The 24,948-nt window shown below is 66.4% G+C and carries 22 protein-coding genes; 14 read left to right on the plus strand and 8 right to left on the minus strand.

The window, feature by feature from the left end:
• Nucleotides 1–126: 126 nt before the first annotated feature.
• The 3 genes from egtD to SOM61_RS18925 are packed head-to-tail and all read left to right on the plus strand — an operon-like array spanning nt 127 to nt 3,244.
• Nucleotides 127–1,077: an L-histidine N(alpha)-methyltransferase gene (gene egtD / locus SOM61_RS18915; RefSeq protein WP_320475507.1), complete on the plus strand. Its 951-nt coding sequence runs from the start codon at nt 127–129 to the stop codon at nt 1,075–1,077.
• Nucleotides 1,074–2,300: an ergothioneine biosynthesis protein EgtB gene (gene egtB, locus SOM61_RS18920; RefSeq protein WP_320475508.1), complete on the plus strand. Its 1,227-nt coding sequence runs from the start codon at nt 1,074–1,076 to the stop codon at nt 2,298–2,300. Before egtD ends, egtB begins: the two co-directional genes overlap by 4 nt.
• Nucleotides 2,297–3,244, plus strand: coding sequence for a YihY/virulence factor BrkB family protein (locus SOM61_RS18925; RefSeq protein ID WP_320475509.1), 948 nt, complete (start codon nt 2,297–2,299; stop codon nt 3,242–3,244). The genes egtB and SOM61_RS18925 overlap by 4 nt, the downstream gene beginning before the upstream one ends.
• A 51-nt stretch (nt 3,245–3,295) precedes the next feature.
• Here SOM61_RS18925 and SOM61_RS18930 read toward each other — a convergent pair whose 3' ends face one another.
• Nucleotides 3,296–4,261, minus strand: coding sequence for a TerC family protein (locus SOM61_RS18930; protein ID WP_320475510.1), 966 nt, complete (start codon nt 4,259–4,261; stop codon nt 3,296–3,298).
• A 148-nt stretch (nt 4,262–4,409) separates the two neighbouring features.
• Here SOM61_RS18930 and nhaR point away from each other — a divergent pair, with 148 nt between their 5' ends.
• Nucleotides 4,410–5,354: a transcriptional activator NhaR gene (gene nhaR, locus SOM61_RS18935; protein ID WP_320475511.1), complete on the plus strand. Its 945-nt coding sequence runs from the start codon at nt 4,410–4,412 to the stop codon at nt 5,352–5,354.
• A 33-nt stretch (nt 5,355–5,387) separates the two neighbouring features.
• On the opposite strand, the gene selD is transcribed toward nhaR, so the two are convergent.
• The 3 genes from selD to SOM61_RS18950 all read right to left on the minus strand — a co-directional run bounded on the left by selD (nt 5,388) and on the right by SOM61_RS18950 (nt 9,963).
• Nucleotides 5,388–6,443, minus strand: a complete 1,056-nt coding sequence (selD, locus tag SOM61_RS18940; RefSeq protein ID WP_320475512.1) for a selenide, water dikinase SelD — start codon at nt 6,441–6,443, stop codon at nt 5,388–5,390.
• A gap of 238 nt (nt 6,444–6,681) precedes the next feature.
• A complete protein-coding gene (locus tag SOM61_RS18945) occupies nt 6,682–8,265 on the minus strand; it encodes a DEAD/DEAH box helicase (RefSeq protein WP_320475513.1) in 1,584 nt (527 codons plus the stop codon).
• 366 nt (nt 8,266–8,631) lie between these two features.
• A complete protein-coding gene (locus SOM61_RS18950; protein WP_320475514.1) occupies nt 8,632–9,963 on the minus strand; it encodes a transglycosylase SLT domain-containing protein in 1,332 nt (443 codons plus the stop codon).
• 325 nt (nt 9,964–10,288) lie between these two features.
• Here SOM61_RS18950 and SOM61_RS18955 point away from each other — a divergent pair, with 325 nt between their 5' ends.
• Nucleotides 10,289–10,855 carry a DUF1415 domain-containing protein gene (locus SOM61_RS18955; protein WP_320475515.1) on the plus strand — a complete coding sequence of 189 codons (567 nt, stop codon included), beginning with the start codon at nt 10,289–10,291 and terminating at the stop codon, nt 10,853–10,855.
• Nucleotides 10,839–11,069 (plus strand): DUF1289 domain-containing protein, encoded by a 231-nt coding sequence (locus tag SOM61_RS18960; protein ID WP_320475516.1) that lies wholly within the window; start codon nt 10,839–10,841, stop codon nt 11,067–11,069. The genes SOM61_RS18955 and SOM61_RS18960 overlap by 17 nt, the downstream gene beginning before the upstream one ends.
• Nucleotides 11,070–11,093: 24 nt before the next feature.
• Here SOM61_RS18960 and SOM61_RS18965 read toward each other — a convergent pair whose 3' ends face one another.
• Nucleotides 11,094–11,603, minus strand: a complete 510-nt coding sequence (locus SOM61_RS18965; RefSeq protein ID WP_320475517.1) for a DUF1993 domain-containing protein — start codon at nt 11,601–11,603, stop codon at nt 11,094–11,096.
• A 151-nt stretch (nt 11,604–11,754) separates the two neighbouring features.
• Between SOM61_RS18965 and SOM61_RS18970 the strand changes: the two genes are divergently transcribed.
• Complete coding sequence (locus SOM61_RS18970; RefSeq protein ID WP_320475518.1) at nt 11,755–14,616, plus strand: sensor domain-containing protein; 2,862 nt, start codon at nt 11,755–11,757, stop codon at nt 14,614–14,616.
• 4 nt (nt 14,617–14,620) lie between these two features.
• Nucleotides 14,621–16,885 (plus strand): xanthine dehydrogenase family protein molybdopterin-binding subunit, encoded by a 2,265-nt coding sequence (locus SOM61_RS18975; RefSeq protein ID WP_320475519.1) that lies wholly within the window; start codon nt 14,621–14,623, stop codon nt 16,883–16,885.
• A 3-nt stretch (nt 16,886–16,888) separates the two neighbouring features.
• On the opposite strand, the gene SOM61_RS18980 is transcribed toward SOM61_RS18975, so the two are convergent.
• Nucleotides 16,889–17,788 (minus strand): LysR family transcriptional regulator, encoded by a 900-nt coding sequence (locus SOM61_RS18980; protein ID WP_320475520.1) that lies wholly within the window; start codon nt 17,786–17,788, stop codon nt 16,889–16,891.
• Between the two features lie 122 nt (nt 17,789–17,910).
• Here SOM61_RS18980 and SOM61_RS18985 point away from each other — a divergent pair, with 122 nt between their 5' ends.
• Entirely contained in the window at nt 17,911–18,384 is a 474-nt protein-coding gene (locus SOM61_RS18985; protein WP_320475521.1) for an AtaL-like protein, read from the plus strand.
• Between the two features lie 23 nt (nt 18,385–18,407).
• On the opposite strand, the gene SOM61_RS18990 is transcribed toward SOM61_RS18985, so the two are convergent.
• Nucleotides 18,408–18,833, minus strand: coding sequence for a thioredoxin family protein (locus SOM61_RS18990; RefSeq protein WP_320475522.1), 426 nt, complete (start codon nt 18,831–18,833; stop codon nt 18,408–18,410).
• 99 nt (nt 18,834–18,932) lie between these two features.
• Between SOM61_RS18990 and tsaB the strand changes: the two genes are divergently transcribed.
• The 4 genes from tsaB to SOM61_RS19010 are packed head-to-tail and all read left to right on the plus strand — an operon-like array spanning nt 18,933 to nt 21,919.
• Nucleotides 18,933–19,643, plus strand: a complete 711-nt coding sequence (gene tsaB, locus SOM61_RS18995; RefSeq protein WP_320475523.1) for a tRNA (adenosine(37)-N6)-threonylcarbamoyltransferase complex dimerization subunit type 1 TsaB — start codon at nt 18,933–18,935, stop codon at nt 19,641–19,643.
• Nucleotides 19,640–20,107, plus strand: a complete 468-nt coding sequence (rimI, locus tag SOM61_RS19000; RefSeq protein WP_320475524.1) for a ribosomal protein S18-alanine N-acetyltransferase — start codon at nt 19,640–19,642, stop codon at nt 20,105–20,107. The genes tsaB and rimI overlap by 4 nt, the downstream gene beginning before the upstream one ends.
• Nucleotides 20,104–20,985, plus strand: a complete 882-nt coding sequence (locus tag SOM61_RS19005; RefSeq protein WP_320475525.1) for a uracil-DNA glycosylase — start codon at nt 20,104–20,106, stop codon at nt 20,983–20,985. Before rimI ends, SOM61_RS19005 begins: the two co-directional genes overlap by 4 nt.
• A complete protein-coding gene (locus tag SOM61_RS19010) occupies nt 20,969–21,919 on the plus strand; it encodes a DUF1853 family protein (protein WP_320475526.1) in 951 nt (316 codons plus the stop codon). The genes SOM61_RS19005 and SOM61_RS19010 overlap by 17 nt, the downstream gene beginning before the upstream one ends.
• Nucleotides 21,920–22,398: 479 nt before the next feature.
• Here the strand turns inward: SOM61_RS19010 and lplT are convergent, their stop codons facing one another.
• Entirely contained in the window at nt 22,399–23,658 is a 1,260-nt protein-coding gene (gene lplT / locus SOM61_RS19015; protein ID WP_320475527.1) for a lysophospholipid transporter LplT, read from the minus strand.
• A 159-nt stretch (nt 23,659–23,817) separates the two neighbouring features.
• Between lplT and alr the strand changes: the two genes are divergently transcribed.
• Nucleotides 23,818–24,924, plus strand: a complete 1,107-nt coding sequence (gene alr, locus SOM61_RS19020) for an alanine racemase (protein ID WP_320475528.1) — start codon at nt 23,818–23,820, stop codon at nt 24,922–24,924.
• Nucleotides 24,925–24,948: the final 24 nt, after the last annotated feature.

Below are 24,948 nucleotides of genomic sequence, written 5' to 3' on the forward strand. Positions count from 1 at the left end.
GAGAATCCGCTATGATGGATAAAACAGCAATACATAGACGTTAAACTCATATGCCATCTCGCATGGTGCGGCGTGGCGGCACGAATGATAAACCTTATGCTGACATCCTGCACATCGGACAAGCCCATGGCTGCCTCCACCTCCGCAATCGCCAACGCCCACGATGCACAAGAGCTGCACGCAGGCCTCGGCGCGGCTGAACCCTGCATTTCGCCCAAATTCCTGTACGACGCGCTCGGCTCCAAGCTGTTCGAGGCGATCTGCGAACTGCCCGAGTATTATCCAACCCGCACCGAGGCGGCGATCTTCGAGCGCCATGGCGCCGAGATCGCGCGCGTGGCCGGCAGTGGCGCCACCATGATCGACCTCGGCGCCGGCAACTGCGCCAAGGCCGCCAAGCTGTTTCCGCTGCTGCAGCCGGCGCAATATGTGGCGGTCGACATCTCCAGCGAATTCACGCATGACGCCCTGGCGCGCCTGCGCCAGCGTTTCCCGCAGATCGCGATGGAAGCGCTGGGCATGGATTTCTCGAACCGCTTCGAGCTGCCCGAGCTGGTGCGCGCCGAGCGCCGCCTGTTCTTCTATCCCGGCTCGTCGCTCGGCAATTTCACGCCCGAACAGGCGCACGAGTTCCTGATGCGCCTGCGCGCGCAGTGCGGGCCGGACGGCGGCATCCTGATCGGCATCGACCTGGCCAAGGACAAAGCCACGCTCGACGCTGCCTATGACGACGCGCTGGGCGTGACTGCCGCCTTCAACCTGAATATCCTGCGCCATGTGAACGGCTTGGTCGACGCCGACTTCGACATCCGCCAATGGCGCCACCACGGTTTCTACAACGCCGCGCGCGGACGCATCGAGATGCACCTTGAGGCGCGCACCGCGCAAGAGGTGCACTGGCGCGGCGGCGCGCGCCGCTTCGAAGCAGGCGACTGCATCCATACCGAGAACAGCTATAAATACCAGCAGGCCGACGCCATCGGGCTGCTGGAGCGTTCCGGTTTCGAGGCGACCCGCGTCTGGACCGACCCCCAGCGCTGGTTCGCGGTGATCCACGCACAGGCTATTTCCCTATGAATATGCTGCGCGACGAGGGCCTGCAGCGCATCTTCGCCGAAGTGCGCGGCCGTTCGCTGCACCTTGCCGAGGCGCTGTCCGACGAAGACTGCTGCGCGCAGTCGATGCCCGACGCCAGCCCGATCAAGTGGCACCTGGCGCACACCACCTGGTTCTTCGAGACCTTCATCCTCGAGCCGCGCGAGCCGGGTTTCGCGCCGTTCCACCCGGCGTTCAGGGTCATTTTCAATTCTTACTACAACGGCGTCGGCGACAAGCATCCGCGCCCGCAGCGCGGCCTGCTCACGCGGCCGGCACTGGGCGAGGTGAAGGCCTACCGCCACGACGTCGACCGCCGCATGGACGCCTTGCTGGCGCGCGGCATCGACGACGCGCTGGCGAGTTTGGTCGAACTGGGCCTGCAGCACGAGCAGCAGCACCAGGAGCTGATGCTTACCGACGTCAAGCACCTGCTGGCGCAGAATCCCCTGTATCCGGCCTATGCGGCCGATCCCCTGGCGGCCTCCCAGCCGGCGCCGCAGCTCGAGTGGCTGCCGTTCGAGGGAGGCCTGGCCGAGATCGGCCACAAGGGCACGGACTTTTGCTTCGACAACGAGCTGCCGCGCCACCGCACCTATGTGGCGCCGTTCGCGCTGGCCTCGCGCCTCGTCACCAATGGCGAGTATCGCGAGTTCATCGAGGCCGGCGGCTATCGCGACCCCGCCCTGTGGCTGGCCGAGGGCTGGGACCGGGTGTGTTCGGGCGAGATGTCGCATCCGCTGTACTGGATCGAGCAGGACGATGGCTGGCACGAGTTCACGCTGCACGGCGTGCAGCCGCTCGACCCCGAGCGTCCCGTCACCCACGTCTCGCTATACGAAGCCGACGCCTATGCGCGCTGGCGCGGCGCACGCTTGCCGACCGAGGCGGAATGGGAATTCGCGGCGCGCCAGGCCAGCCTGGGTGGGCTGCCGACCCATCATCCGGCGGCGGCCAGCGGCGCCGGCCTGCAGCAGATGTTCGGCGCCTGCTGGCAGTGGACGGGCAGCAGCTACGCGCCATACCCCGGCTATGCGCCGGCGCCGGGCGCCATCGGCGAATACAACGGCAAGTTCATGATCAACCAGTACGTGCTGCGCGGCTCGTCCTGCGCCACGCCCGAAGGCCATACGCGCGCCAGCTACCGTAATTTCTTCCCATCCGGCGCGCGCTGGCAGTTCACCGGCATCCGGCTGGCAAGATGAGCCGGCGGCGTGACTGGCGCGCGCGCCTGAAGGACCAGCGCGCCAATATCTACATCCTGTCGCATCCCCTCAAGTTCACCCTGCAGGTGTTGAAGGGCTTTCGCGCCAACCAGGGCCTGCTGCTGGCCGGCGCCGTTGCCTATTACGCACTGCTGTCGATCGTGCCCTTCCTGATGCTGGTGGTGGTGGTCCTGTCTCACTTCATCGACCCGCACGAATTGCTCGACACCTTGCGGCGCTACCTCGAACTGCTGGTGCCGGGGCAGTCGCGCCCGATCGTGACCGAGGTTGCCAACTTCCTGCAGGACCGCCAGCTGCTGACCTGGGTGCTGGCGCTGACCATGCTGTTTTTCAGCTCACTTGCGTTTACCGTGCTGGAAAATGCGATGAGCGTGATCTTCGTGCACCGGGTCGCGGTGCGGCGGCGCCACTTCATGGTCTCGGCCGTACTGCCTTATTGCTACATCCTGGCGCTGGGCATCGGCATCATGGTGGTGACCCTGGTTGCCGGCGCGCTGCAGGTGATGGGCTCCGAGAGCGTATGGCTGTTCAACTACAAGTGGTCGCTGGGCGGGGTGTCGGGGGTGTTGCTGTATCTGCTGGGACTGGCGGGCGAGATCCTGGTGCTGACCTCGATCTACCTGGTGATGCCGGTGGGCCGGCTGTCGATCTGGCACGCCTTCATCGGCGGCGCGACGGCGGCGCTGTTGTGGGAAGTCGCACGCCACGTGCTGGTCTGGTATTTCTCGACCCTGTCGCAGGTGAACCTGGTGTATGGCTCGATGACGACCGCGATCGTGGTGATGTTCTCGCTGGAGATTGCGGCCACCTTGTTGCTGCTGGGAGCCCAGGTGATCGCCGAGTACGAGCGGGTGGGGCAGTCCGGCGGCGGGGAGCCGCCGGCCAAGCCAACGTGCGATATTCCGCCGCTGGCGCGGGGTTGAAAAAAAGGGTGGACGGCATAGCCGCCCACCCTATTCATCATTTCGGATGTATTACTTTGCTTCGTCTTTCGGCTTGATCATCAGGCTGGCGATGCAGCTACCGGCGATCAGGACTGCCACGACGGTCAGCGAAGCCTGCACCGGGATGTGATACCACGGCATGATCAGCATCTTGACGCCGATGAAGGTCAGGACCATCGCCAGGCCATACTTGAGCAGGTGGAAGCGGTCAGCCACGTCGACCAGCAGGAAGTACAGCGCACGCAAGCCCAAAATCGCGAACATATTCGACGTGAACACGATGAACGGGTCGGTCGTGATCGCGAAAATCGCCGGGATCGAGTCCACCGCGAAGATCAGGTCGGTCACCTCGATCAGGATCAGCACCAGGAACAGCGGCGTCACGTAACGCAGGCCGTCCTTTTGCACGAAGAACTTCTCGCCATGGTCGCCGTCGGCCACGCGCAGGTGCTTGCGCGCCAGCTTCAGGATTGGGTTATTGGCCACATCCGGCTCTTCGTCGACCGCCACCAGCATGCGGATACCGGTGAACAGCAGGAAGGCGCCGAACAGGTACAGGACCCAGCTGAATTCACTCACGACCCAGGCGCCGGCGCTGATCATGACAGCGCGCATGATGATCGCACCCAGCACGCCATAGATCAGGACGCGGCGCTGGTATTGCTGCGGCACCTGGAAGGCGGTAAAGATCAGCAGGAACACGAAGACGTTGTCGACCGACAGCGCTTTCTCGATCAGGTAACCGGAGAAGAACTCGAGCGACTTCTGGCTCGCGATCTCGGGGCCGGCGGTGTCTTTCAGGTAGAAATACAGACAGGCGTTGAAGATCAGCGCCAGGCTGACCCAGACCAGCGACCAGATGCCGGCTTCCTTGACGCTGACCTTATGCGCCTTGTTGCCGCCGAAGACGAACAGGTCGAGTGCGAGCATGACCAGTACGAAGCCGACGAAGCCGGCCCACATCATGGGACTTGCGATGGTTTCCAATCCGTTCATCGGGCACTCCTTGTACTGACAGTGAGACGAGGGGGCATGACAGTCCTCCAATGGGTAAAAACCACACTATAGGTCGCACCAATACATCGTACAAATCGAATATAGTTTGATGTAACATCGAGTTTTTCGATCTTTACGCGAGAGCGCCTTGTCGACACTCAACTATAAACACCTGCGTTATTTCTGGATGGTAGCGAAAACCGGCAGCATTGCGCGCGCAGCCGAACAGCTCCACCTGACGCCGCACTCGATCTCGGGCCAGCTATCCGAGTTCGCCGACAGCCTGGGCGTGGAGCTGTTCCGCCGCGTCGGGCGCAAGCTCGAACTGACCGACACCGGGCGCCGCATCGTGAGCTATGCCGAAGCCATTTTCAATACGGGCGACGAGCTGCTGGAGCTGGTGCGCGACCAGGCTTTCGCGACCACGTCCTATCGCGTCGGTTGCGCCGATTCGGTGTCCAAGCTGATCGCCGTCGACCTGGTCGAGCCGGCGCTCAGGCTGAAAGACCCTGTCAAGCTGATCTGCCGCGAAGGGCGGCTGGACAGCCTGATCGCCGACCTGGCCGTGCACCGGCTCGACCTGGTGGTCGCCGACCGCCCGATCCCGGGCCACTTCAGCGTGCGCGCCTACAACCACTTGCTGGGCGAGAGCCCGATGACGGCCTTCTGCACCGAAGCGCTGGCGGCGGCGTTCGACCAGCCATTCCCGGCCTGCCTGCACAATGCCCCGATGCTGCTGCCAGGCGAGGATTTTGCGATCCACCAGCGCCTGCTGCGCTGGCTCGAGCGCTGCGACGTGCATCCGCGCGTGGTGGGGGAGTTCGACGACAGCGCCATGATCCAGGCCTTCGGCCGCTCGGGCGCCGGCGTGTTCTTCGCGCCGAGCGTGATCGCGGCCCAGGTCAGCAGCCAGTACGGCCTGGTCGCGTTGGGCGAGGTCGAGTCGGTGGTCGAGCAGGTGTATGCGATCACGACCGAGCGCCGCATGAGCCATCCGGCCACCGTGGCGATCAGCAGGCTGGCACGCGACAAGCTGTTTGCGCGTGGCGATGGCCGCAGTGAGAGTGGGGGCGACGGGGGAAGTGGCGACTGAAGGGCGCCGCGCGGCGCCCGGGTCGGTAATACGTCAGGCGCGAACGCTGACGCCGGCGGCGCCGGCGTCGATGCGGCCGACCACCGCCGCATCCGCAAACCCTTCGCGGGCGAACAGGGCCAGCACCTCGTCGACCGAGGCCGGATCGCAGGCCACCAGCAGGCCGCCCGAGGTTTGTGGATCGGTCAGCAGCGCGCGCTGGGCTGGGGTGAGGGCCTCGTCGAGCGCCACGTCCTTGCCGTAGGCATCCCAGTTGCGTCCCGAGGCGCCGGTGAAGAAGCCGTCGTGCGCCAGTTGCAGCACGCCGGGCAGCAGCGGGATCGCCGGCATGTCGAGTTGCGCATGCAGCTGGGCGCCGCGCGCGAGTTCGAGCAGGTGGCCCAAGAGGCCGAAGCCGGTGACGTCGGTCATGGCGTGCACGCCAGGCATGTCGGCCAGCAGGCGGCCCGGCTTGTTCAATTTGGTGGTGTTGGCGATCATGGCCGCATAGCCGTCCTCGCCCAGCACGCCCTTCTTGAGTGCGGCCGACAGCACGCCCACGCCCAGCGGTTTGCCCAGCACCAGCACGTCGCCGGCGCGGGCGGCGCTGTTCTTCTTGACCTTAGACGGGTGCACCAGGCCCATCACCACCAGGCCATAGATCGGCTCGACGGAATCGATCGTGTGGCCGCCGGCGATCGGGATGCCGGCTTCGCGGCAGATGGATGCGCCGCCTTCCAGGATCTGGCCGATGGTCTCGAGCGGCAGCTTGTTGATCGGCATGCCGACCAGGGCCAGCGCCATGATCGGGGTCCCGCCCATCGCGTACACGTCCGAGATCGCATTGGTGGCGGCGATGCGGCCGAAGTCGAACGGATCGTCGACGATCGGCATGAAGAAATCGGTGGTGGCGACCAGCGCCTGCTCGTCATTGAGCAGGTAGACCGCGGCGTCGTCCGAGGTCTCGATGCCGACCATCAGCTCCTTCGGCAGCGGAAAGCCGCCGGACGACTTGAGGATCTCGGCCAGCACGCCGGGCGCGATCTTGCAGCCGCAGCCGCCCCCGTGCGAGAACGAGGTGAGTTTGATGGGTTGGTCGAGGGTGCTCATGGCATGTCCGGTGATCGTTGATGGTCGAATTATCGCGCAAGTTCGGCGCGGGCGCTTGGCGGCAAGCTGGCGACGTAATTTTTCGTTGGCCCAAAAACGTCGTCCCCGCGAAGGCGGGGACCCAAGTTAATATGCGCCGCCACTTCGCTTGAAGTAATCGGCGCATCGAGAAACTTGGGTCCCCGCCTGCGCGGGGACGACGTGGTTACTGCAGTTTGTGCTGTTAAGCGTTCGGAGACTACTCGCCGAACGAACGGCGGGCGCCGTCCATCGAGCGCGGGTGGGCGCCCTTGTAGCCGCCTTCGCGGCGCTGGCCCTGGCCTTCGCGCGGTCCGCCGAAGCGGTTGCCGTCGCGTGGCGCACGGTCGGCGGCCGGACGGTCGCCTTGTGGACGCGGCGCGTAACCTTCGCGCGGGCCACGGTCGGCGTAACGGCTCTCGCCGGCAGGGCGGTCGCCCTGCGGACGCGCCGCGAAGCCTTCGCGTGGCGCGCGGTCGGCGTAACCGCCTTCACGCGGGCCGGTCGGCTTGCCGAAGCCGCGCTGTGCCGGCTTGGCGGCATTGCGGCCGTCGCCCGGCTTCCAGCCCGGACGCGCTGCCGTGCGTGGCGCCGCGCTGCGCTTCGGCTCGAAACCTTCGACCACATTGACCGGAATCGGCTGGCGGGTGAAGCGTTCGATGCGACGGATGTTCATGTTCTCGGCGTGGTTGACCAGCGAGATCGCGGTGCCGTTGCGGCCGGCGCGGCCGGTACGGCCGATACGGTGCACGTAGTCTTCCGGGAACTTCGGCAGGTCGTAGTTCACCACGTGGGTGATGCTTGGCACGTCGATGCCGCGCGCGGCGACGTCGGTGGCCACCAGCACGCGCACGCTGCCGCGGCGCATGCCGTCGAGCGTGCGGTTACGGGCGCCCTGGTGCATGTCGCCATGCAGTGCGGCGGCGGCGAAGCCGGCGATGTTCAGGCGGTCGGCGATCATGTCGGCGTCACGCTTGGTGGCGGTGAACACCACGGCCTGGTCCATCGACTCGTCGCGCAGCAGGTGGTCGAGCAGGCGGTTCTTGTGCGACAGGTCGTCGACAAAGTGCACGCGCTGCACGATGTTCTCGTGGCGGTTGCCGGCGCTGGCGATCTGGATCGTCATCGGATCGGTGGTGATGCGACGGGCCATATTGCCCACGACGCCTTCCAGGGTTGCCGAGAACAGCATGGTCTGGCGGGTCGACGGGGTAGCGGCGACGATCTTCTCGATGTCGTCGATGAAGCCCATGTCGAGCATGCGGTCGGCTTCGTCCAGCACCAGGATCTCGAGCTGCGAGAAGTCGATCTTGCCCGAGTCCATATGGTCGATCAGGCGGCCCGGGGTGGCGACCAGGATTTCAGGATTCTTGGCCAGCAGTTGCATCTGCTTCGGGTACGGCATGCCGCCCAGGATCGAGACGCAGCGCACGCGGCGCATATGGGCCGTATACTTGTCGGTGTTGCTGGTCACTTGCAGTGCCAGTTCGCGGGTCGGGGTCAGGACCAGCATCTTTGGTTGCGCCGGCTTGAAACGGACGCGCTCGCCGCGTGCCTTGGCAGCCTGCGCTTCTTGCGCAGGGGTCTTGCCGACCGGGGTAGGCTCGGCGTTGGCCAGGCGATGCAGGGCCGGCAGCATGAAGGCCGCGGTCTTGCCCGAACCGGTTTGCGAGGACACCAGCAGGTCGCGGCCGGCGATGGCTGCAGGGACGGCTTGCGCCTGGACCGGGGTCGGGGTGGTGTAGCCGCTGTCGACGACTGCCTGGACGATGGACGCGTGCAGGCCAAGTGCTTCAAAACTCATGTGTTCTTACTTTCGAAATAAATCATGCGTTCGCACATGTGGCGCGAACGTAAAAATGCAACGCGAACCGACAAACGAAATGACTTAGTAGTGAAAGAAATTTCGGCACAAAAGCTTTGCGCCGGGACGGTGTCTGGAAACGACACACAAGGCGGGAGGCTTTGGAAAGGCGCTCTATGTCGAGCTGCCTGGGGTTTGCGTAGCTGCTGGTTGTACTGCTAACGCTGTTGCTGCCGGCTCATCGAATCTCCTGGAGATCGTATCGAGCGGGCGCGATGTCGCAGCGCACAAACGGAACTATACAGGTTTTTCCGATTCTTTGCACGACGGTGAACAAAACTGTGCAGCTAATGCTGCACAGCAACATCAGCGCTGCTTGCGCGCCGACGAGGTATTGCGGGCGATGCGCTTGCCGGTCTTGCTGCTCGCGGCCTTGGCCTTGACGCGCGAGGCATTGCGCTTGGCCTTGCCGCGGTCGGCCTCGAAGGCGACGACGGCGTTCTCGATGATGTTCTCGGCGATGTCGCCATGGCTCGAGGCCGAGGTCTTCGGCACCAGGATCGTCGAGCCGGCTTTCAGGCGCGATTGTGGCGGGATATTGTTGGCCTGGCGGATGACTTCGGGCGTGGTGCCGAACTTCGAGGCCAGCTGGGCGATGGTCACGCGGGCGCCGGTGATCCTGTGCGTGGTCCAGGTCGACAGCGCATGGCCCCATTGCGCCAGGTTGATGTGGAATTTCTCGGCGTTCTCGGTCGGCAGCAGGATCTTGGTGCGCTCGCCGCCGATGATCACCGGCTTCTTGAATTGCGGATTGAGCGCCTTGAATTCGTCGAGCGACATTTCGGCCAGTTGGGCCGCGATGGCCAGGTCGATGTCGCTGGTCTTGTCGACCGTGGTGAAATAAGGCTGGTTGTCGATCGCCGGCAGGGTGACGCCGTACTGCGATGGATTGGCCACCACGTTCTTGACCGCCTGCAGCTTCGGCACGTAGTTGCGGGTCTCGGCCGGCATCAGCTCGGCCAGGCTGTCGAAGTCGGTCGGCTTGCCCAGTTCCTGGTTTTTCTTGATGGCGCGCTGGACATTGCCCTCGCCCCAGTTATACGCCGCCAGGGCCAGCGGCCAGTCGCCGAACATCGTGTACAGGCGCTGCAGATAGGAGAGGGCGGCGTCGGTCGAGGCGACCACGCCGCGCCGTTCGTCCTTGAACATATTCTGGCGCAGGTCGAAATCCTTGCCGGTGCCCGGCACGAACTGCCACAGGCCGGCGGCGTTGGCGCTCGACATGGCTTGCGGATTGAAAGCCGATTCGATCACCGGCAGCAGCGCCAGTTCGGTCGGCATGCCGCGTTTTTCCAGCTCCGACACCACGTGGTACAGATAAGGCGAGGCGCGCCCGGAAATGCGCGACAGGTTGCCCGGGTGCGCCGCATAGGCCTGGGCGTGGCGCGCCACCAGGGCATTGTTCAGGTCGGGAATCGCATAGCCGCTGCGGATGCGGCCCCAGACGTCGGTCTCGCGGTATTCGTCGGCATCCAGTTTCATTGTCGATGGCGACAGCGCCGGGCGTTCGTAGCTGGAAGCGGCGTGGGCGCCAGAAGCCGGGGCCGCGTCCATCGCCTGGCAGAGCGGTGCTGCCGCCAGGAGGGCCAGCGCAGCCAGGGTGAAGATGGAACGTTTGGTGTCGTGCATGGGCTTCATGTGAGGCGCTTCCAGTGTTGCGTCCAGGAACGAACGGACAGGACAAGAGGGCAGTGTACGTATCAATTGTCGAGTCAGTCAAGAATTAAGTCGCTGTCGTTACAATTCAAATCGAAGGATAGATGTCATCCGTTGGCATCATGAAAACGGAAGATGCCGCACATATCACGGATATTGCCGAGCAGGGCGCTTTTTGTCCGACCCATCTCGGATAATGGTCGCGTCTGGCAAACCTTAGCGCCGTGGCGGGGTCGAACTATGAGTGGGCGCAAAGAGTGCGTACAATCCAGTCTTTGCCGTTCACTTTGCTTTCGAAAGTTTCACCATGAGCACCCCCAATCTGAACGCCGACGATGACGCCATCGTCGCCGCCACCCGCAAGTGGCTGGAGCGCGCCGTCATCGGCCTCAATCTCTGTCCCTTCGCCAAGTCGGTCCATGTCAAGGAGCAGGTGCGCTACGTCGTCTCAAACGCCACCACGCCCGAGCAATTGCTTGAGACCTTGATGGACGAGTTGCAGCGCCTGTCCGATACCAGCCCCGAGCAGATCGACACGACCTTGCTGATCCACCCCTTCGTGCTGAACGATTTCGAGGACTACAACGAATTCCTGGACGTGGCCGACGTCGCGGTCGAGGACATGCAGCTCGACGGTGAGTTGCAGGTGGCTTCTTTCCACCCTGATTACCAGTTCGCGGACAGCGACGCCAACGACATCGCGAACTACACCAACCGCGCGCCGTACCCGATCCTGCACCTGCTGCGCGAGGACAGCATCGCGCGCGCGGTCGACGCCTTCCCGGAAGCGGAAGAGATCTTCGAAAAGAATATCGCGACCATGGAAAAGCTCGGCCACGAAGGCTGGGACAAGCTCGATGTCGGCCCGGCCTGAAGACAGCGCCGCAGTGGCGCGGGCGGCACCGGCGCCGGCCGAACGTCCCGATACCCCGTGCGTGGCGGTGTGCTCGACCACCTTCGACGAGGTGTGCCGCGGCTGCGGCCGCACGGTCGCAGAAGTCGCCCACTGGGTGTCGATGGACGCTGCCGCGAAGGAAGTCGTGTGGCAGCGCATCCTGGCGCAGGGTTATCCGCGCCGGAACAGTTAATCAAGTTAACTGCCCTGGAGCCTGTCAATAGGCCCCGATGAAATCCTTCTTGCCGATCGGGACGCCGTTGTGGCGCAGGATCGCGTAGGCCGTCGTCACGTGGAAGAAGAATTGCGGCAACGCGAAGTGGGTCAGGTAGTGCGCGCCGTCGTCGAAATGGCGGGCCCGCTCGCCGCTGCCGTGGGTGATGGCGCGGGTGGCGCCGGCTTCCACGTCCGCTTGTTCCAGGCTGTCGATGAAGCCCAGCGTCTTGCTGATGCGCTGCTGCAGCTCGGCGAAGCTGCGCTCGCCATCCTCGTAGCGCGGCGGCTCGACCCCGGCCAGGCGCGCACTGGCGCCCTTGGCGAAGTCGGTGGCAATCTGGATTTGTTTGGCCAGCGGGAACATGTCGGGATAGAGGCGCGCCTGCAGCAGGGCGTCCGGCTCGATGCGGCGTTCCTGGGCGTGGGCCTCGGCTTTTTCGAGCACGGCGGCCAGGCTGCCCAGCAACTGGCGGAACACCGGCACCGAAGCGGCATACAGGGAATGGCTCATCTGGTTCTCCTATGTAAGAATCGCCCCATCATAGCAAGTCCTGTCGCGCGCCGCCGACGGTGTCATCCGCATAGTTAGTGACTCCCGGCAAGCAACTGTGCATAATCTGGCAATCCTTTATGCATCGGGCTCGCCCGACAGTCCCGCGTCCATGTCGAGTCCCGTTGCCCGCACCCCGTCCCGCCTGCGTTCGCTGTACGGCCGTTCGCTTTACGGTGCACTGCTGCTGGTGGTGTTCGCCGGCCTGCTGGCCCCCGCCGTGGTCGGCAGCTACCTGCTGGTCGGCCTGCAGCAGTACGCAGGCGCAAGCCTGAACGACACGTTGCAGGGCAATTACGCGCTGGTGCTGGCGCTGCAACTGGCGGTGTCGCTGCTCCTGATCGCGCTGCTGCTGCGGCGCCGCCTGCTGTCGCCCCTGCGCCAGCTGATGCGCTTTTCGGACCGCCTGGCGCGCGGCGACTTCGAGACCCCGCTGGCGCTGTCGGCCCACGACGAGCTGGGGCGGCTGGGCGAGCAGATGGAGCGCATGCGCCTGGCGATCCGCGACCTGTTCGCCGACGTCGCGCGCCGCGAGGAACAGTTCCGCACCATCGTGACCCAGGTCCCGGGCGCCGTCTATCGCGCGCGGGCGGGCGGGGCGATCGAATTCGTCAGCGACGAGATCGAGAAGATCACCGGCTACCCGTCGGCGCGCTTCATGTGCGCCACCACCGAGGACTGGGCCGCCATCGTCCATCCGGAAGACCGGCGCGCCTACCACCGCACCGTGCGCGACGCAGCCCTGTCGGGCGCCGCCTTCGAGATGGAATACCGGATCGTCGACGCCCACGGCATCGAGCGCTGGGTGCAGGAGCACGGCCAGCCGCAGGCCGCCTGGGATCCGGCGCTGCATGGGCCGGATGGCGTGCGGGTGGACGGCATCATCTCGGACATCAGCGAGCGCCGCCACGACGAGATGCGCATCGAGGCGCTGCTGGCCGAGCAGGGCGCGATCCTGGACAACGTCATGTTCGGCGTGCTGTTCGTGCGCCAGCGCCGCATCGTCTCCAGCAACCGCCGCTGCGAAGAGCTGTTCGGCTACGGCGAAGGCGAGATGGTGGGGCAGTCGACCGCGATCCTGTATCCCAACCAGGCAGACTACGAACGCATCGGCGTCGAACAGTATCCGCTGCTCGAGAAAAGCATGGACCTGGGCGAGGAGCGCCAGCTGCGCCACCGCGACGGCAGCCTGTTCTGGTGCCTGATGAGCGGCTGTGCGCTGGAGCCGAACCGCGCCAACGAGGGCAGCATCTGGGTGTTCGCCGACATCACCGAACGCAAGCTGGCCGAGGAAAAGCTGCGCCTGTCGGCCAATGTGCTGGAACACATCGCCGACGGCGTGATGGTGCTCGACGTGCATGGCCGGATCGTGGCCACCAATCCGGCCTTCACCCGCATCACCGGCTATGCCGAGCAGGAGGCCCTGGGGCGCACGTCGAGCCTGTCCTCCCACGCCCAAGCCGGCACCCGCAACGATCCCGCCCTGTACCAGGAACTGTGGCGCGAGCTCGCCGTATCCGGCTTCTGGCGCGGCGAGATCTGGGACACGCGCAAGGGCGGCGAAGCCTACCTGGAAGCGCTCACGGTGTCGGCGGTGCGCGACGACGATGGCGCCACCACCCACTATGTATGCGTGTTCAGCGACATCACGCGCGAGCGCGAATCGCAGATCCAGCTCGACCACCTGGCCCACCACGATGCGCTGACCGCGCTGCCCAACCGCCTGCTGTACCACGACCGCCTGCGCCACGCGATGGCGCGCGCCGAACGCGACGACGAGCAGCTGGCGGTGATGTTCATCGACCTCGACCGCTTCAAGAACGTCAACGACACGCTCGGCCACCACGTGGGCGACGAGTTGCTCAAGCAGGCGGCGCTGGCGCTGTCGCGCTGCCTGCGCGAAGGCGACACCCTGGCCCGCCTGGGCGGCGACGAATTCATCGTGCTGCTGGAAGACGTCGACGGCGTGCGTGGCGCCACGCGCGTGGCCGACAAGCTGATGGCGATGTTCGAGCAGCCCTTCGACGTCTCGGGCTACGAGCTGTTCGTCACCGGCAGCGCCGGCATCAGCCTGTATCCGCAGGACGGGCGCGACATGCACATCCTGATCCGCAATGCCGACGTGGCGATGTACCAGGCCAAGGCGCGCGGCCGCAACGGCTACCGGTTCTACGCACCGGCGATGAGCGGCGACGGCGAGCTGCGCCTGCGCATGGAGGCGTTGCTGCGGCGCGCGATCGACAAGCACGAGATCCATCTGGCCTACCAGCCGCAGGTCGAGATCGACAGCGGCCGCCTGATCGGGGTCGAGGCCCTGCTGCGCTGGAACAGTCCCGAACTGGGGCAGGTCGCGCCGAGCAGTTTCATCCCGCTGGCCGAGGACACCGGCTTCATCGGCCAGCTGGGCCAGTGGGTGCTGCAGGAAGCCTGCCGCCAGATGGTGGCCTGGGAAGCGCACGGCCTGTCGGTGCCGAAGATCGCCGTCAACCTGTCGGTGCGCCAGTTCGAGCGCGGCGGCATGGCGGCGGCCGTGGCCGGGGTCTTGCAGGACACCGGCCTGGCGCCGCATCGGCTGCAGCTCGAGGTGACGGAATCGGTGATCATGAACACGGGCGACGCGCTGCAGTACGTGAACGACCTGCACGCGATCGGTGTGTGCCTTGCGATCGACGACTTCGGCACCGGGTATTCGTCGCTGGCCTACCTGAAGCAGCTGCCGGTGCAGACCCTCAAGATCGACCGCAGCTTCATCAAGGACATCCCGCAGGATCCGGACGACGAGGCGATCGCGATCGCCATCATCCAGCTCGGCAAGAGCATGAACCTGTCGGTGATCGCCGAAGGCGTCGAGCGCGAGGACCAGGCCGCGTTTTTGCTGCGCCACGGCTGCAACCTCGCCCAGGGCTATTTGTATGGCAAGCCGCTCGCGCACGACGAGATCCTGGCGCGCTGGGGAGTGACGCACGATGCGTAAAAATATGCCTGCACCCGGCCGCCGCAACTTCCTGCTGGCCGGCCTGGCCGCCGGCGGCGCGCTGCTGATCGGCTGGGGCGCGCAGCCGCCGCGCCAGCGCCTGCATCCTTCGCGCCCGCTGGCGCTGGCCGGCGACGAGGTCGCGCTCAATGGCTGGGTCGCGCTCGCGCCCGACGGCACGGTGTCGGTGGTGGTGCCGCGCAGCGAAATGGGGCAGGGCGTGCACACGGCGCTGCCGATGCTGTTGGCCGAGGAACTCGACATCGGCCTGGACGCGGTGCGCGTCATCGCACCGCCGATCGACAAGATCTATGCCAACGTCACGGTGCTGAGCGAAAACCTGCCGTTCCACCCGGACGACGGCGGCCGTACGGCCCAGGGCGCCCAGTGGCTGATGGCCAAGATCGGCCGCGAGCTGGGCATCATGTTCACCGGCGGCTCGAGCAGCGTGCGCGATGCCTGGCTGCCGATGCGCGAAGCGGGCGCGGTGGCGCGCGCGATGCTGGTGAAGGCGGCTGCGCAGGAGTGGGGCGCGCGGGTGGATGATTGCCGCACCGCGGACGGCTTCGTGATCCGCGCCGACGGCCGCAGCGCCGGTTATGGCGCGCTGGCCGGGCTGGCGGCGCAGGCTGGCGGCGGTCTTACCGCGCGCGACGTGCGCCTGAAGGAACCGAAACATTTCCGCCTGATCGGCAAGCCATTGCCGCGCCTGGACAGCCGCGCCAAGTCCGACGGCAGCGCGCGCTTCGGCATCGATGCGCGCCCGGCCGGAATGGTGTACGCGGCCCTGACGATGGCGCCGACGATCGGCGCCACGGTCGCGGCGTTCGACGCCGACGCGGTGCGCCGCATGCCGGGCGTGCTGGCCGTGGTCGACGTTTCGTCCGCGCTCGAGGGCCGCACCGGCGCCGGAGCCGGCGTGGCGGTGGTGGCGTCGACCTGGTGGCAGGCGCGCCAGGCGGCCCAGGCCCTGCCGGTCACCTGGCAGCCGGGCGAGGGTGCGACGCTGTCGAGCGCCGCCGTCCTGGCCGGCCTGGCGCGCGCGCTCGATGAGGAGCGCGGCTACGTCTATCACGAGACGGGTGCGCAAGAGGTCGCGGGCGCCGTGCGCACGCTGCAAGCCGAATACCGCGCGCCGTTTTTGGCGCATGCGGCGCTGGAGCCGGTGAACTGCACCGCCCAGGTGGCGCACGGCAAGGTGCGGCTGTGGGCCTCGACCCAGGTGCCAAGCATCGCGGTCGACTGCGCCGCGCGCGTGGCCGGGGTGGCGCGCGAGGACGTGGCGATCGAGGTCATGCTGCTGGGCGGCGGCTTCGGGCGCCGGCTCGAAGTCGACATGGTGGCGCAGGCGGTGGCCGTCGCCAGGGCCACGGGCGGCCAGCCGGTGCAGCTGATCTGGACCCGCGAGCAGGACACGATGCACGACGTCTACCGGCCGGCGGCGCTGGCGCGCTTCACCGCCCAGCTGGACGAGGACGGCGCCATCCTGGCCTGGGATAACCGATCGGCGAGCGGCTCCGTCGGCCACCAGTACGTGGAACGCAGCCTGGGTCTGCCGGGCGTGGGGCCGGACAAGACCACCGCCGAGGGCGAGTACGACCATCAATATGCGATCCCGAACCAGCGCGTGGCGCACGTGATCGTGGACAGCCAGGTGCCGATCGGCTACTGGCGCTCGGTCGGGCATTCGCACAATGCCTTCTTCAAGGAGTCGTTCCTGGACGAGGTGGCGCACGCCGGCGGACAGGATCCGGTGGCCTTGCGGCGCACCCTGCTGGCGGGCCAGCCGCGCGCGCTGGCGGTGCTCGATGCGGCGGTGGCCGCTGCCGGCCAGGCGCCGGCGGGACGCGCGCACGGCGTGGCGCTGCACCGCTCGTTCGGCAGCACGGTGGCCCAGGTGGCCGAGGTGTCGGTCGCGGATGGAGAAATTCGCGTGCACCGGGTGGTGTGCGCGATCGATTGCGGCCTGGCGGTCAATCCGAATATCGTGGCCCAGCAGGTCGAGTCGGGCGTGGTGTTTGGGCTGTCGGCGGCGCTGGCCGGCGAGATCACGATCGAGGCTGGGAAGATCCAGCAGTCGAACTTCGGCGACTATCCGCTGCCGCGCATGGGGCAGGTGCCGCATGTGGAAACCATCGTGATGGCCAGCAGCGCGCATCCGGAAGGCGTGGGCGAGCCAGCCGTGCCGCCGGTGGCGCCGGCGGTGGCGGCGGGGGTGTTCAAGCTGACCGGCAAGCGCCTGCGCAGCCTGCCTTTGAAGTTGGCTTGATCGCTAGCGGCCGCCGGCGATGCAGGCCGCCAGTTCGTCCGGCGTCCCTTTCGGGAACGCTTCCTTGAGGTAGTCGAGAAAGGCCGACACCCTGGCGCCGAGCAGGCGCCGCGAAGGATACAACGCCCACAGGGCGACCTCCGGCGCATCCACATCGCCCCAGTGCACGAGGGTGCCGGCGGCCAGGTCGTGGCTGACGAGCGACAGCGGCAGACGCCCGGCGCCGACGCCGGCGCGCACCGCATCGCGTACCATGATGAGCGACGACAGTGTCAGGACGGGGTCGACCATCATGCAGGTCGTGCCAGTGCCGGTATCCGGGAGCAGCTTCCATGCGCTGTCGCCCGCACCGCGCACGACGGCCGGCGCCGGCTTTCCTTCCCTCGGGCGCGCCACGCCGGGATCGGCCACCACCACCAGCCGGTCGCGCAGAAAGATGCGCCCGACGAGCTGCTCGTCCGGATCAGGATCGACCCGGATTGCCAGGTCATAGCCTTCCTCGACCATGTCGACACTGCGGTCTTCGGTCGTGATCTCGAGCTTCACGTCGGGATAACGCAGGGCGAAGCCGGCGGCCAGCTTGCCCATCGCGAGCTGCGAGAACAGCAGCGGCGCGCTGATGCGCAGGCGGCCACGCGGGCGGTCCGCACCCGACGCGATCGCCTCGGCTGTCGCGTCGATCTCGGCCAGCAAGACCCGGGTGCGCTCGTGCAGCGCCAGCCCCTCCTGGGTCAACTTGAGCGTGCGCGCGCCCCGTTCGAGCAGGCGCAGGCCGAGGCCGGCCTCCAGTTCGGCCACCCGGCGCGACAGGGTGGCCTTCGGCCGGCCGCTGGCGCGCGCGGCGCGGCCAAAGCCGCCGTGGCGGGCGACGAGATTGAAATCGGCAAGCGCAAGCAAGTCCATGTGTTCCACCATTGAGACAGGGTGTCCAAATATAACGGCTTTCGGACCGTGTGTGGGATGCGTAGCATACGAAGTGTCAGCCGACATCACCCTCTCAACATCAGCCCACCAAGGAGAACGCCATGATTTATTCGACCGCCACCGTCCCCGTGAACCCGCAAGGCGAAACCCCGTTGACCCGCGCCCAGGCCTGGGCCGGCCTGGTGCGCAAGGCGCGCGACGCACGCCTGTTCCTGCCGCCGGGCCTGTGCACCCGCTCCGACGTGGCGGAAGAGAGCGCGACGCACATCGTGCGCGAGGCCACGATCGCAGGCCAGGACCTGCGCGAAATCATCGGCTTCGAAGTGGAGCGCAAGGTGTCCTTCTTCCAGGCCTCGGGCCCGCGCGAAGGCGTCATCGTCAATGAACTGTTCGAGGATGCCGAGGGCGCGCTGCAGCTGCGCTTCTACTGCTACCTGGGTTTGCGTGACAAGGCGCCGGGCGGCGCGGAAGAACAGGCCGAGCAGGCCTGGATGGATGGCGAGAACGGCTACCGCAGCGCCTTGCTGTCGACGCTCAAGCGCACGCGCGAACTGCTGGCGCAGGGACAGCTTTGACGCTTGAGTCGATCAGGACGGAGTCAGTCCGGCGCGCCGAGCAGCACGCGCAGATTGGATTCCTCTTGCCAGGTCCGGCGTTCTTCGCTCGACTGCGCCAGGCGCGCCAATTCGGCATCGCTCTGCTCGGCCTGGGCCTGGATCAGCCGATCGGCCACGCCGCCGTCCGGCACCATGGTGCCAAAGAAGGCGACCGTGCCGCCGCGCTGCAGCAGCAGGGTCGGGAAATTATCGACGTCGAGGTCGCCCACCAGGTCGGCCTGGTCTTCGATGTCGATCCAGACGAACTGCTTGTCCGGGTGGCGCAGCGCCAGCTCTTCGAAGGTGGCGCGATAGGTGGCGCAGGTGCCGCACCAGGCGGCGCACAGGCAGGCAATGGTCCAGCCATCGCCATGGACGGCGGCGGCGACGGCGTCGCGGGTGGTGGAGTCGAGGGTCAGGCTCTGCATGTGCGGCATTGTACAGCGACTTTTTAATCGTGTTGCACTGCGATGGCGATTCGCGGCGCCACCATGGAAGGCGCCGGGCCGAGAGGTTAAAATAGCGACATGTCTACCATCCTTGCTATCGAAACCTCGGCCGAGCTGGCGTCCTGCGCGCTGCTGGTCGGGGACAATGTCATCGTGCGCTCGACCCCCGGCGTGCGCAGCCACTCGCAATCGGTCCTGCCCATGGTGCAGGAGTTGTTGAACGAGGCCGGCATCGCGCTGGCCGACTGCGACGCCGTCGCTTTCGGCGCCGGTCCCGGCTCCTTCACCGGCGTGCGCACGGCTTGCGGCGTGGCCCAGGGCCTGGCCTATGGCGCCAAACTGCCTGTGCTGCCGCTGGTGACGCTGGAAGCGATGGCCGAAGCCTGCCGCGCCGCCACCGGCGCCGATCAGGTGCTGGCCGTGCTCGACGCACGCATGGGCGAGGTGTACTGGGCTCAGTACCGGTTCCTCGATGGTGGCTGGAGCGAAGTAGTGGCGCCGACCCTGTCGGCGCCGCAGGACGTGGCGCCGCTCGCGGCAGAGGGCCTGCAAGCTTGCGGTAATGGCTTCGCAGAGTATGCCGACGCCTTCGCCGACAAGCCGTTTGCACAAGCCGCGCTGCCCGACATCGTGCCGCATGCGCGCGAGCTGGCGCTGCTGGCGCGCGCCGCGCTGGCGGCGGGGCAGGGCGTACCTGCGGCCCAGGCCCAGCCGATCTACCTGCGCAACAAGGTCGCTTATACGAGCGCCGAGCGTCAGGCGATCAATCAGGCCAAGGCTGGCGCATGAGGGAGCTGGAAGGCACCGGCTTGCGTCTGGCCCCGATGACGGCGGCCGACGTGGACGAGGTATGGGCGCTGGAGTGCGGCGTCTTTCCCTATCCCTGGAGCCGCGGTAACTTCGTCGATTCCGTGGTCAGCGGCTACGATTGCTGGACCGTGCGCGATGCGGCCGGCGAGCTGGCCGGCTACTATCTGCTGATGTACGCGCTCGACGAGGCGCACCTGCTCGACGTCGCCGTGGCCGGCAAGCGCCAGCGCCAGGGCCTGGGCCGGCGCCTGCTCGACGAGGTCGCGGCGCGCGCGCGCAGCCAGGGCATGACCTCGATCCTGCTCGAGGTGCGGCCGTCGAATGAACGGGCGCTGGACGTGTATCGGCGCCATGGCTATGTCCATATCGGCCGCCGCAAGGGCTATTATCCGGCCGGCCCGGCAAGCCGCGAGGATGCGATCGTGATGAGGCTGGATTTATGAAGAACACGAGCCAGCGCGATGCGCTGTTCCTGGCCGAGATGGGCATCGGCCCGCTGTGGCAGCTGCGCGATGTGCCGCAGTCCGAGGCGGATCCGGTGGCCGAAGCGGCCGTCGTCGAGGCGGCGCCGGAAGCCGCCGCGCCTGCAGTGGCGCCAGTTGCTGCACCTGCGCCTGCATCTGAGCCGGCACCGGCCGCGCGCGTCCACACGCCGCTGTCCGCGCCGCCTTACCGCAATCCGCCGCCGGTTGCCGACGACTCGGCCTGGGACGACAGCGCCGCGCCCGAACCGGTGGCGCCCGACGTCGCTCATCTGGACTGGGCCGGGCTGCGCCAGGTGATCGTCGCTTGCAAGGATTGCGCCTGCGGCGAGGGCCGCAAGCCGGTGTACGGCGCCGGTCCGCGCCAGGCGCGCTGGCTGATCGCCGCCGGCACCCCGAGCGCGCTCGACGAAGAGGCCGGCCAGCCGCTCACGGGCGACGCCGGCAAGCTGCTCGACAATATGCTGCACGCGGTCGGTCTGGCGCGCGAGCGCGATGTCTATGTCACGCCGCTGGTCAAATGCCGGCCGCTGAACGCGAAAGGCGGCGACCGCGCGCCGACGCCGGGCGAGATCGCCGCCTGCCGTCCCTTCGTCGAACGCGAGCTGGCGCTGACCGGGGCCACGACCGTGCTGACCCTGGGCCAGGTCGCGACCAACGGCCTGCTGGGCCGCGCGCTGCAAGAGCCGCTGGCCGGCGCCCGCGGCGAGGTCCATCGTCTTGGCGAAACGCCGCTGGTGGCGACGCTGCATCCGGGCGAACTGCTGCTGCGCAGCGAAAACAAGGCGCTGGCCTGGGCCGACCTGTGCCGGGCGCGATCCCTTGGACCGCGCGGCTAGTTACCAGGCCGGCTTTCACTGCCGCTGGGGTCACCTGCGGCAGGACCGGGTGCGCGCACTGGCCTGGCTGCTCGACTCGCCCGACCTGCTCGATGCGGCCGCGCCTGAGTGGGTCGGCCGCATCGCCACACTTGGCCCCGTCACGCAAGACGTGGCCGACTGGCTGGCCCGACTCGACCAGGACCCCGCCAGACTCGACGCGGCCCTGGGCGACAAGACGTACACCCGGCTCGGGCTGTACGCCGAAAAGTTGATGGCCTTTTATTTTGCCGAGCAGGGCCGTTTGGTGCGCCACGGCCTGCAGGTGCGCGCCAGCCGCAACGACACGATAGGCGAATTCGACTTCCTGCTCGAGCGCGGCCCCGAGGCGCTGACGCACATCGAATTCGCCACCAAGTTCTACCTGCTCGATGGCGGCGGATCGAACGAATTCGACGCCCTGGTCGGCCCCAACCTGGCCGATACCCTGGGCCTCAAGATGCGCAAGGTCTTCGAGCGCCAGCTGGCGCTGGGCGAGCACCCCGCGGCACAGGCGCTGCTGCCGCTCCCCGTGACCCAGGCCCAAGCCCTCATCAAGGGCTGGCTGTTCTACCCGTCCGGCAGTTGGCCGGCGATGCAGGGCATCACGTCCGCCCACTGCCGCGGCTTCTGGTGCGCGCTCGACGAACTGGACGCAGTCCCCGGCGAGGATTTCCTGATCCTGCCCAAGCTCCAGTGGCTCGCCCCATTGCGCGCGCAGCCGGCAGTGCCACTGATGACCCGTCCCCAACTCGCCGCCGCCCTGGCGACGCAGTTCGCATCCCCCAACACACCCGTCCTGGTCGCGACCATGCGCCGCCAAGACGAATTCATCGAAGAAGTCGACCGCGGCTTCATCGTCCCCAACGACTGGCGCTCACGCGCCGCACAAGCGCGGCTGGCCAAGCCAGCCTGACCCCCGCCACCCCTCCAATGAGGGTCAGAGTCGAATTGTTTGACAACTTTCCGGAACCCCCGGTAATTCACCCCCGAGTCCTCCCTTCCCAGGTGGCCGACTCGACAGTAAACAATGAGGGTCGGAGTCGAATTGTTTGACAACTTTGAGGAATTGTCCAATAAATCGACTCTGACCCTCATTATTTTTTTGCTGGTCGGATCAGTTTAAGTGGAGGGATGGCAATAAGTGCGGAGGATGCTGAGCCGCAGCGGAATGTACCGACAATGAACTGCCAAACTTCCCCATATTTTCTTGCAAAATAATTAGGGTCAGAGTCGATTTATTGAGCAATTTCCCGCGCCGGCGGGTAATTGGGGTCAGAGTGCGCTGTCCGCGCAAGTGCTTGTGGTAATCAGCTTACTTGATCGCGCACCGAGCAATGGCTGGCGCGAAACGTTGTCAAACAATTCGACACTGACCCTCATTGGGGGCTGGGGTCAGTGTTTGCCTTCGCCGATCAGGCCGAGCGAGTCGTGTTCGCGCTGGTTGAGGGTGTGGCGGCGCTGGATCAGGAGCATGATGCCGGCGACCGACAGGCCGAAGATGACGATGATGATGTCCAGATCCAGGTTCAGGGTGATCATGACCGCGTAGGCGGCCAGCATGACCAGGATCGACAGGTTCTCGTTGAAGTTCTGCACCGCGATCGAGTGGCCAGCGCTCATCAGCACGTGGCCGCGGTGCTGCAGCAGCGCGTTCATCGGCACCACGAAGAAGCCCGACAGGAAACCGATCAGGGCCAGCAGCGGGTAGGCCACCGTCACCGAGTGCACGAACACCATGCTGGTCACGACCAGGCCCATGATGATGCCCATCGGGATCACGGTCAGCGACTTGCGCAGCGGAATCATGCGCGCCGCCATCGCCGCGCCCAGCGCCACGCCGATCGCGACCACGCCGATCAGGTTCGTGGCCTTGTCCAGCGGCATGCCGAGCGAGCGCTCGGCCCATTTCAGCACGATGAATTGCAGGGTGGCGCCGGCGCCCCAGAACAGCGTCGTCACTGCCAGCGAAATCTGGCCCAGCTTGTCGCGCCACAAGGTGGCCGAGCAGTTGGCGAAATCGGCGATCAGCTTGGCCGGATTGCGTTCCTGGTGCTCGTAGCGGGCGCCGGTGTCCGGAATGCGCAGGTTGAACAGGGCGGCCAGGATATAGATGCCGACCACCACCGCCATCGCCGCTTCGGCGCCGGTCGTGATGCCCAGGTTCGCGAAAGCCTCGAACGACAGCAGGAAGGCCGTGCCGCGCTCGCTCACCAGCGTGCCGCCGAGCACGGTGCCGAGGATGATCGACATCACGGTCAGTCCCTCGATCCAGCCATTGGCGGGCACGAGTTTTTCGGGCGGCAGCAGTTCGGTCAGGATGCCGTACTTGGCGGGCGAATACACGGCCGCGCCGAAGCCGACCACGGCATACGAGATCAGGGGATGGATGGTGAAGAACATCAGCGCACAGCCGAAGACCTTGATGATGTTCGCGATGAACATCACGCGCCCCTTGGGCAGCGCATCGGCGAAGGCGCCCACGAAAGCGGCGAGCAAGACGTAGAACAGCACGAATGACAGCTTCAGCAACGGCGTCAGCGATGCCGGCGCGTCCATTGCGACGAGCAGGCTGATCGCCACAAACAGGAGCGCGTTATCCGCCAGCGACGAGAAGAACTGCGCCGCCATGATGGTATAGAAACCACGGTTCATTCGAGAATTCACAAATCTGGTCCGGGTTGCTTTATACCATGAATGCATAGACAGGCGAAACGGGAAACGGTGCTACGGCGCCGCCGCGCGGCCCGCTCCGGTAAAATAGGCACTTGACGTTTTATACCGGATTCCTTCCGTTTTTCTTAAAAGATTGCCATGCCGCGTCCGCTCTTCGCCACCATCCACCTCGATTCCATGCAACACAACCTCGCCCAGGCGCGCAGCTGCGCACCGCTGGCGAAGATCTGGGCCGTCGTGAAAGCCGATGCCTACGGCCACGGCCTGGAACGCGCGCTGCGGGGCTTTTCCACCGCCGACGGCCTGGCGCTGGTCGAGCTGGAAAGCGCGATCCGCCTGCGCGAACTCGGCTGGATCAAGCCGATTCTTTTATTAGAGGGATTCTTCGAAGCGGCCGATGTGCCCATGCTGGCCGAGCACAATATCGCCACCGCCGTGCACAGCATCGAGCAGGTCAAGCTGCTCGAGTACACGCAGCTGTACCGCCCGATCGACGTTTACCTCAAGATGAACACGGGGATGAACCGCCTGGGCTTTCCGCCCGCTGAATATGCCGCCGCCTGGCAGCGCCTGCGCGCTATCCGCGACGTGCGCTCGATCACCCACATGACCCACTTCGCCAATGCCGACGAGCTGGAACATCCGCGCCTGACGATCGCCGAGCAGGTGCGGCGATTCCAGCTGGGGGCGGCCGACCTTGCCGGCGAGCGCAGCCTGTCGAATTCGGGCGGCGTGCTGCACCAGGCCGAACTCGCCGGCCAGCTGTCGAACGACTGGGTCCGCCCCGGCATCATGCTGTACGGCGGCACGCCGGGCGGGCGCAGCGCCCTGGAGTTCGGCCTGCGTCCCACCATGACCCTGCGCTCCGAAGTAATCGGCATCCAGCATATCGGGCCGGGCGACACGGTCGGCTACGGCAGCCGCTTCGAGGCCGAAGGCCCGATGACGATCGGCGTGGTGGCCTGCGGCTATGCCGACGGCTACCCGCGCAGCGCGCCGCACGGCACGCCGGTGATCGTCGACGGCGTGCGCACCACCCTGGTCGGCCGGGTCTCGATGGACATGATGACCGTCGACCTGACGCCCATCCCCAACGCCCGCATCGGCAGCAAGGTCACCCTGTGGGGCGACGGTTTGCCGATCGACGACGTGGCCCAGGCCGCGGGCACCATCGGCTATGAGCTGATGTGCGCGCTGGCGCCGCGCGTGCGCGTGACCGAAGGCCGTCTCGGCACCGACGGTTGAACCGCGGCCCGACAATCCCCATAT

The organism is Massilia sp. CFBP9012 (assembly GCF_034045115.1).
Classification (GTDB): domain Bacteria; phylum Pseudomonadota; class Gammaproteobacteria; order Burkholderiales; family Burkholderiaceae_D; genus Telluria.

Coding starts and splice junctions, on each gene's coding strand:
- egtD (WP_320475507.1), top strand. CDS start 127: ATGGCTGCCTCCACCTCCGCAATCGCCAACGCCCACGATGCACAAGAG.
- egtB (WP_320475508.1), top strand. CDS start 1,074: ATGAATATGCTGCGCGACGAGGGCCTGCAGCGCATCTTCGCCGAAGTG.
- SOM61_RS18925 (WP_320475509.1), top strand. CDS start 2,297: ATGAGCCGGCGGCGTGACTGGCGCGCGCGCCTGAAGGACCAGCGCGCC.
- SOM61_RS18930 (WP_320475510.1), bottom strand. CDS start 4,261: ATGAACGGATTGGAAACCATCGCAAGTCCCATGATGTGGGCCGGCTTC.
- selD (WP_320475512.1), bottom strand. CDS start 6,443: ATGAGCACCCTCGACCAACCCATCAAACTCACCTCGTTCTCGCACGGG.
- SOM61_RS18945 (WP_320475513.1), bottom strand. CDS start 8,265: ATGAGTTTTGAAGCACTTGGCCTGCACGCGTCCATCGTCCAGGCAGTC.
- SOM61_RS18950 (WP_320475514.1), bottom strand. CDS start 9,963: ATGAAGCCCATGCACGACACCAAACGTTCCATCTTCACCCTGGCTGCG.
- SOM61_RS18955 (WP_320475515.1), top strand. CDS start 10,289: ATGAGCACCCCCAATCTGAACGCCGACGATGACGCCATCGTCGCCGCC.
- SOM61_RS18960 (WP_320475516.1), top strand. CDS start 10,839: ATGTCGGCCCGGCCTGAAGACAGCGCCGCAGTGGCGCGGGCGGCACCG.
- SOM61_RS18965 (WP_320475517.1), bottom strand. CDS start 11,603: ATGAGCCATTCCCTGTATGCCGCTTCGGTGCCGGTGTTCCGCCAGTTG.
- SOM61_RS18970 (WP_320475518.1), top strand. CDS start 11,755: ATGTCGAGTCCCGTTGCCCGCACCCCGTCCCGCCTGCGTTCGCTGTAC.
- SOM61_RS18975 (WP_320475519.1), top strand. CDS start 14,621: ATGCCTGCACCCGGCCGCCGCAACTTCCTGCTGGCCGGCCTGGCCGCC.
- SOM61_RS18980 (WP_320475520.1), bottom strand. CDS start 17,788: ATGGACTTGCTTGCGCTTGCCGATTTCAATCTCGTCGCCCGCCACGGC.
- SOM61_RS18985 (WP_320475521.1), top strand. CDS start 17,911: ATGATTTATTCGACCGCCACCGTCCCCGTGAACCCGCAAGGCGAAACC.
- SOM61_RS18990 (WP_320475522.1), bottom strand. CDS start 18,833: ATGCAGAGCCTGACCCTCGACTCCACCACCCGCGACGCCGTCGCCGCC.
- tsaB (WP_320475523.1), top strand. CDS start 18,933: ATGTCTACCATCCTTGCTATCGAAACCTCGGCCGAGCTGGCGTCCTGC.
- rimI (WP_320475524.1), top strand. CDS start 19,640: ATGAGGGAGCTGGAAGGCACCGGCTTGCGTCTGGCCCCGATGACGGCG.
- SOM61_RS19005 (WP_320475525.1), top strand. CDS start 20,104: ATGAAGAACACGAGCCAGCGCGATGCGCTGTTCCTGGCCGAGATGGGC.
- lplT (WP_320475527.1), bottom strand. CDS start 23,658: ATGAACCGTGGTTTCTATACCATCATGGCGGCGCAGTTCTTCTCGTCG.
- alr (WP_320475528.1), top strand. CDS start 23,818: ATGCCGCGTCCGCTCTTCGCCACCATCCACCTCGATTCCATGCAACAC.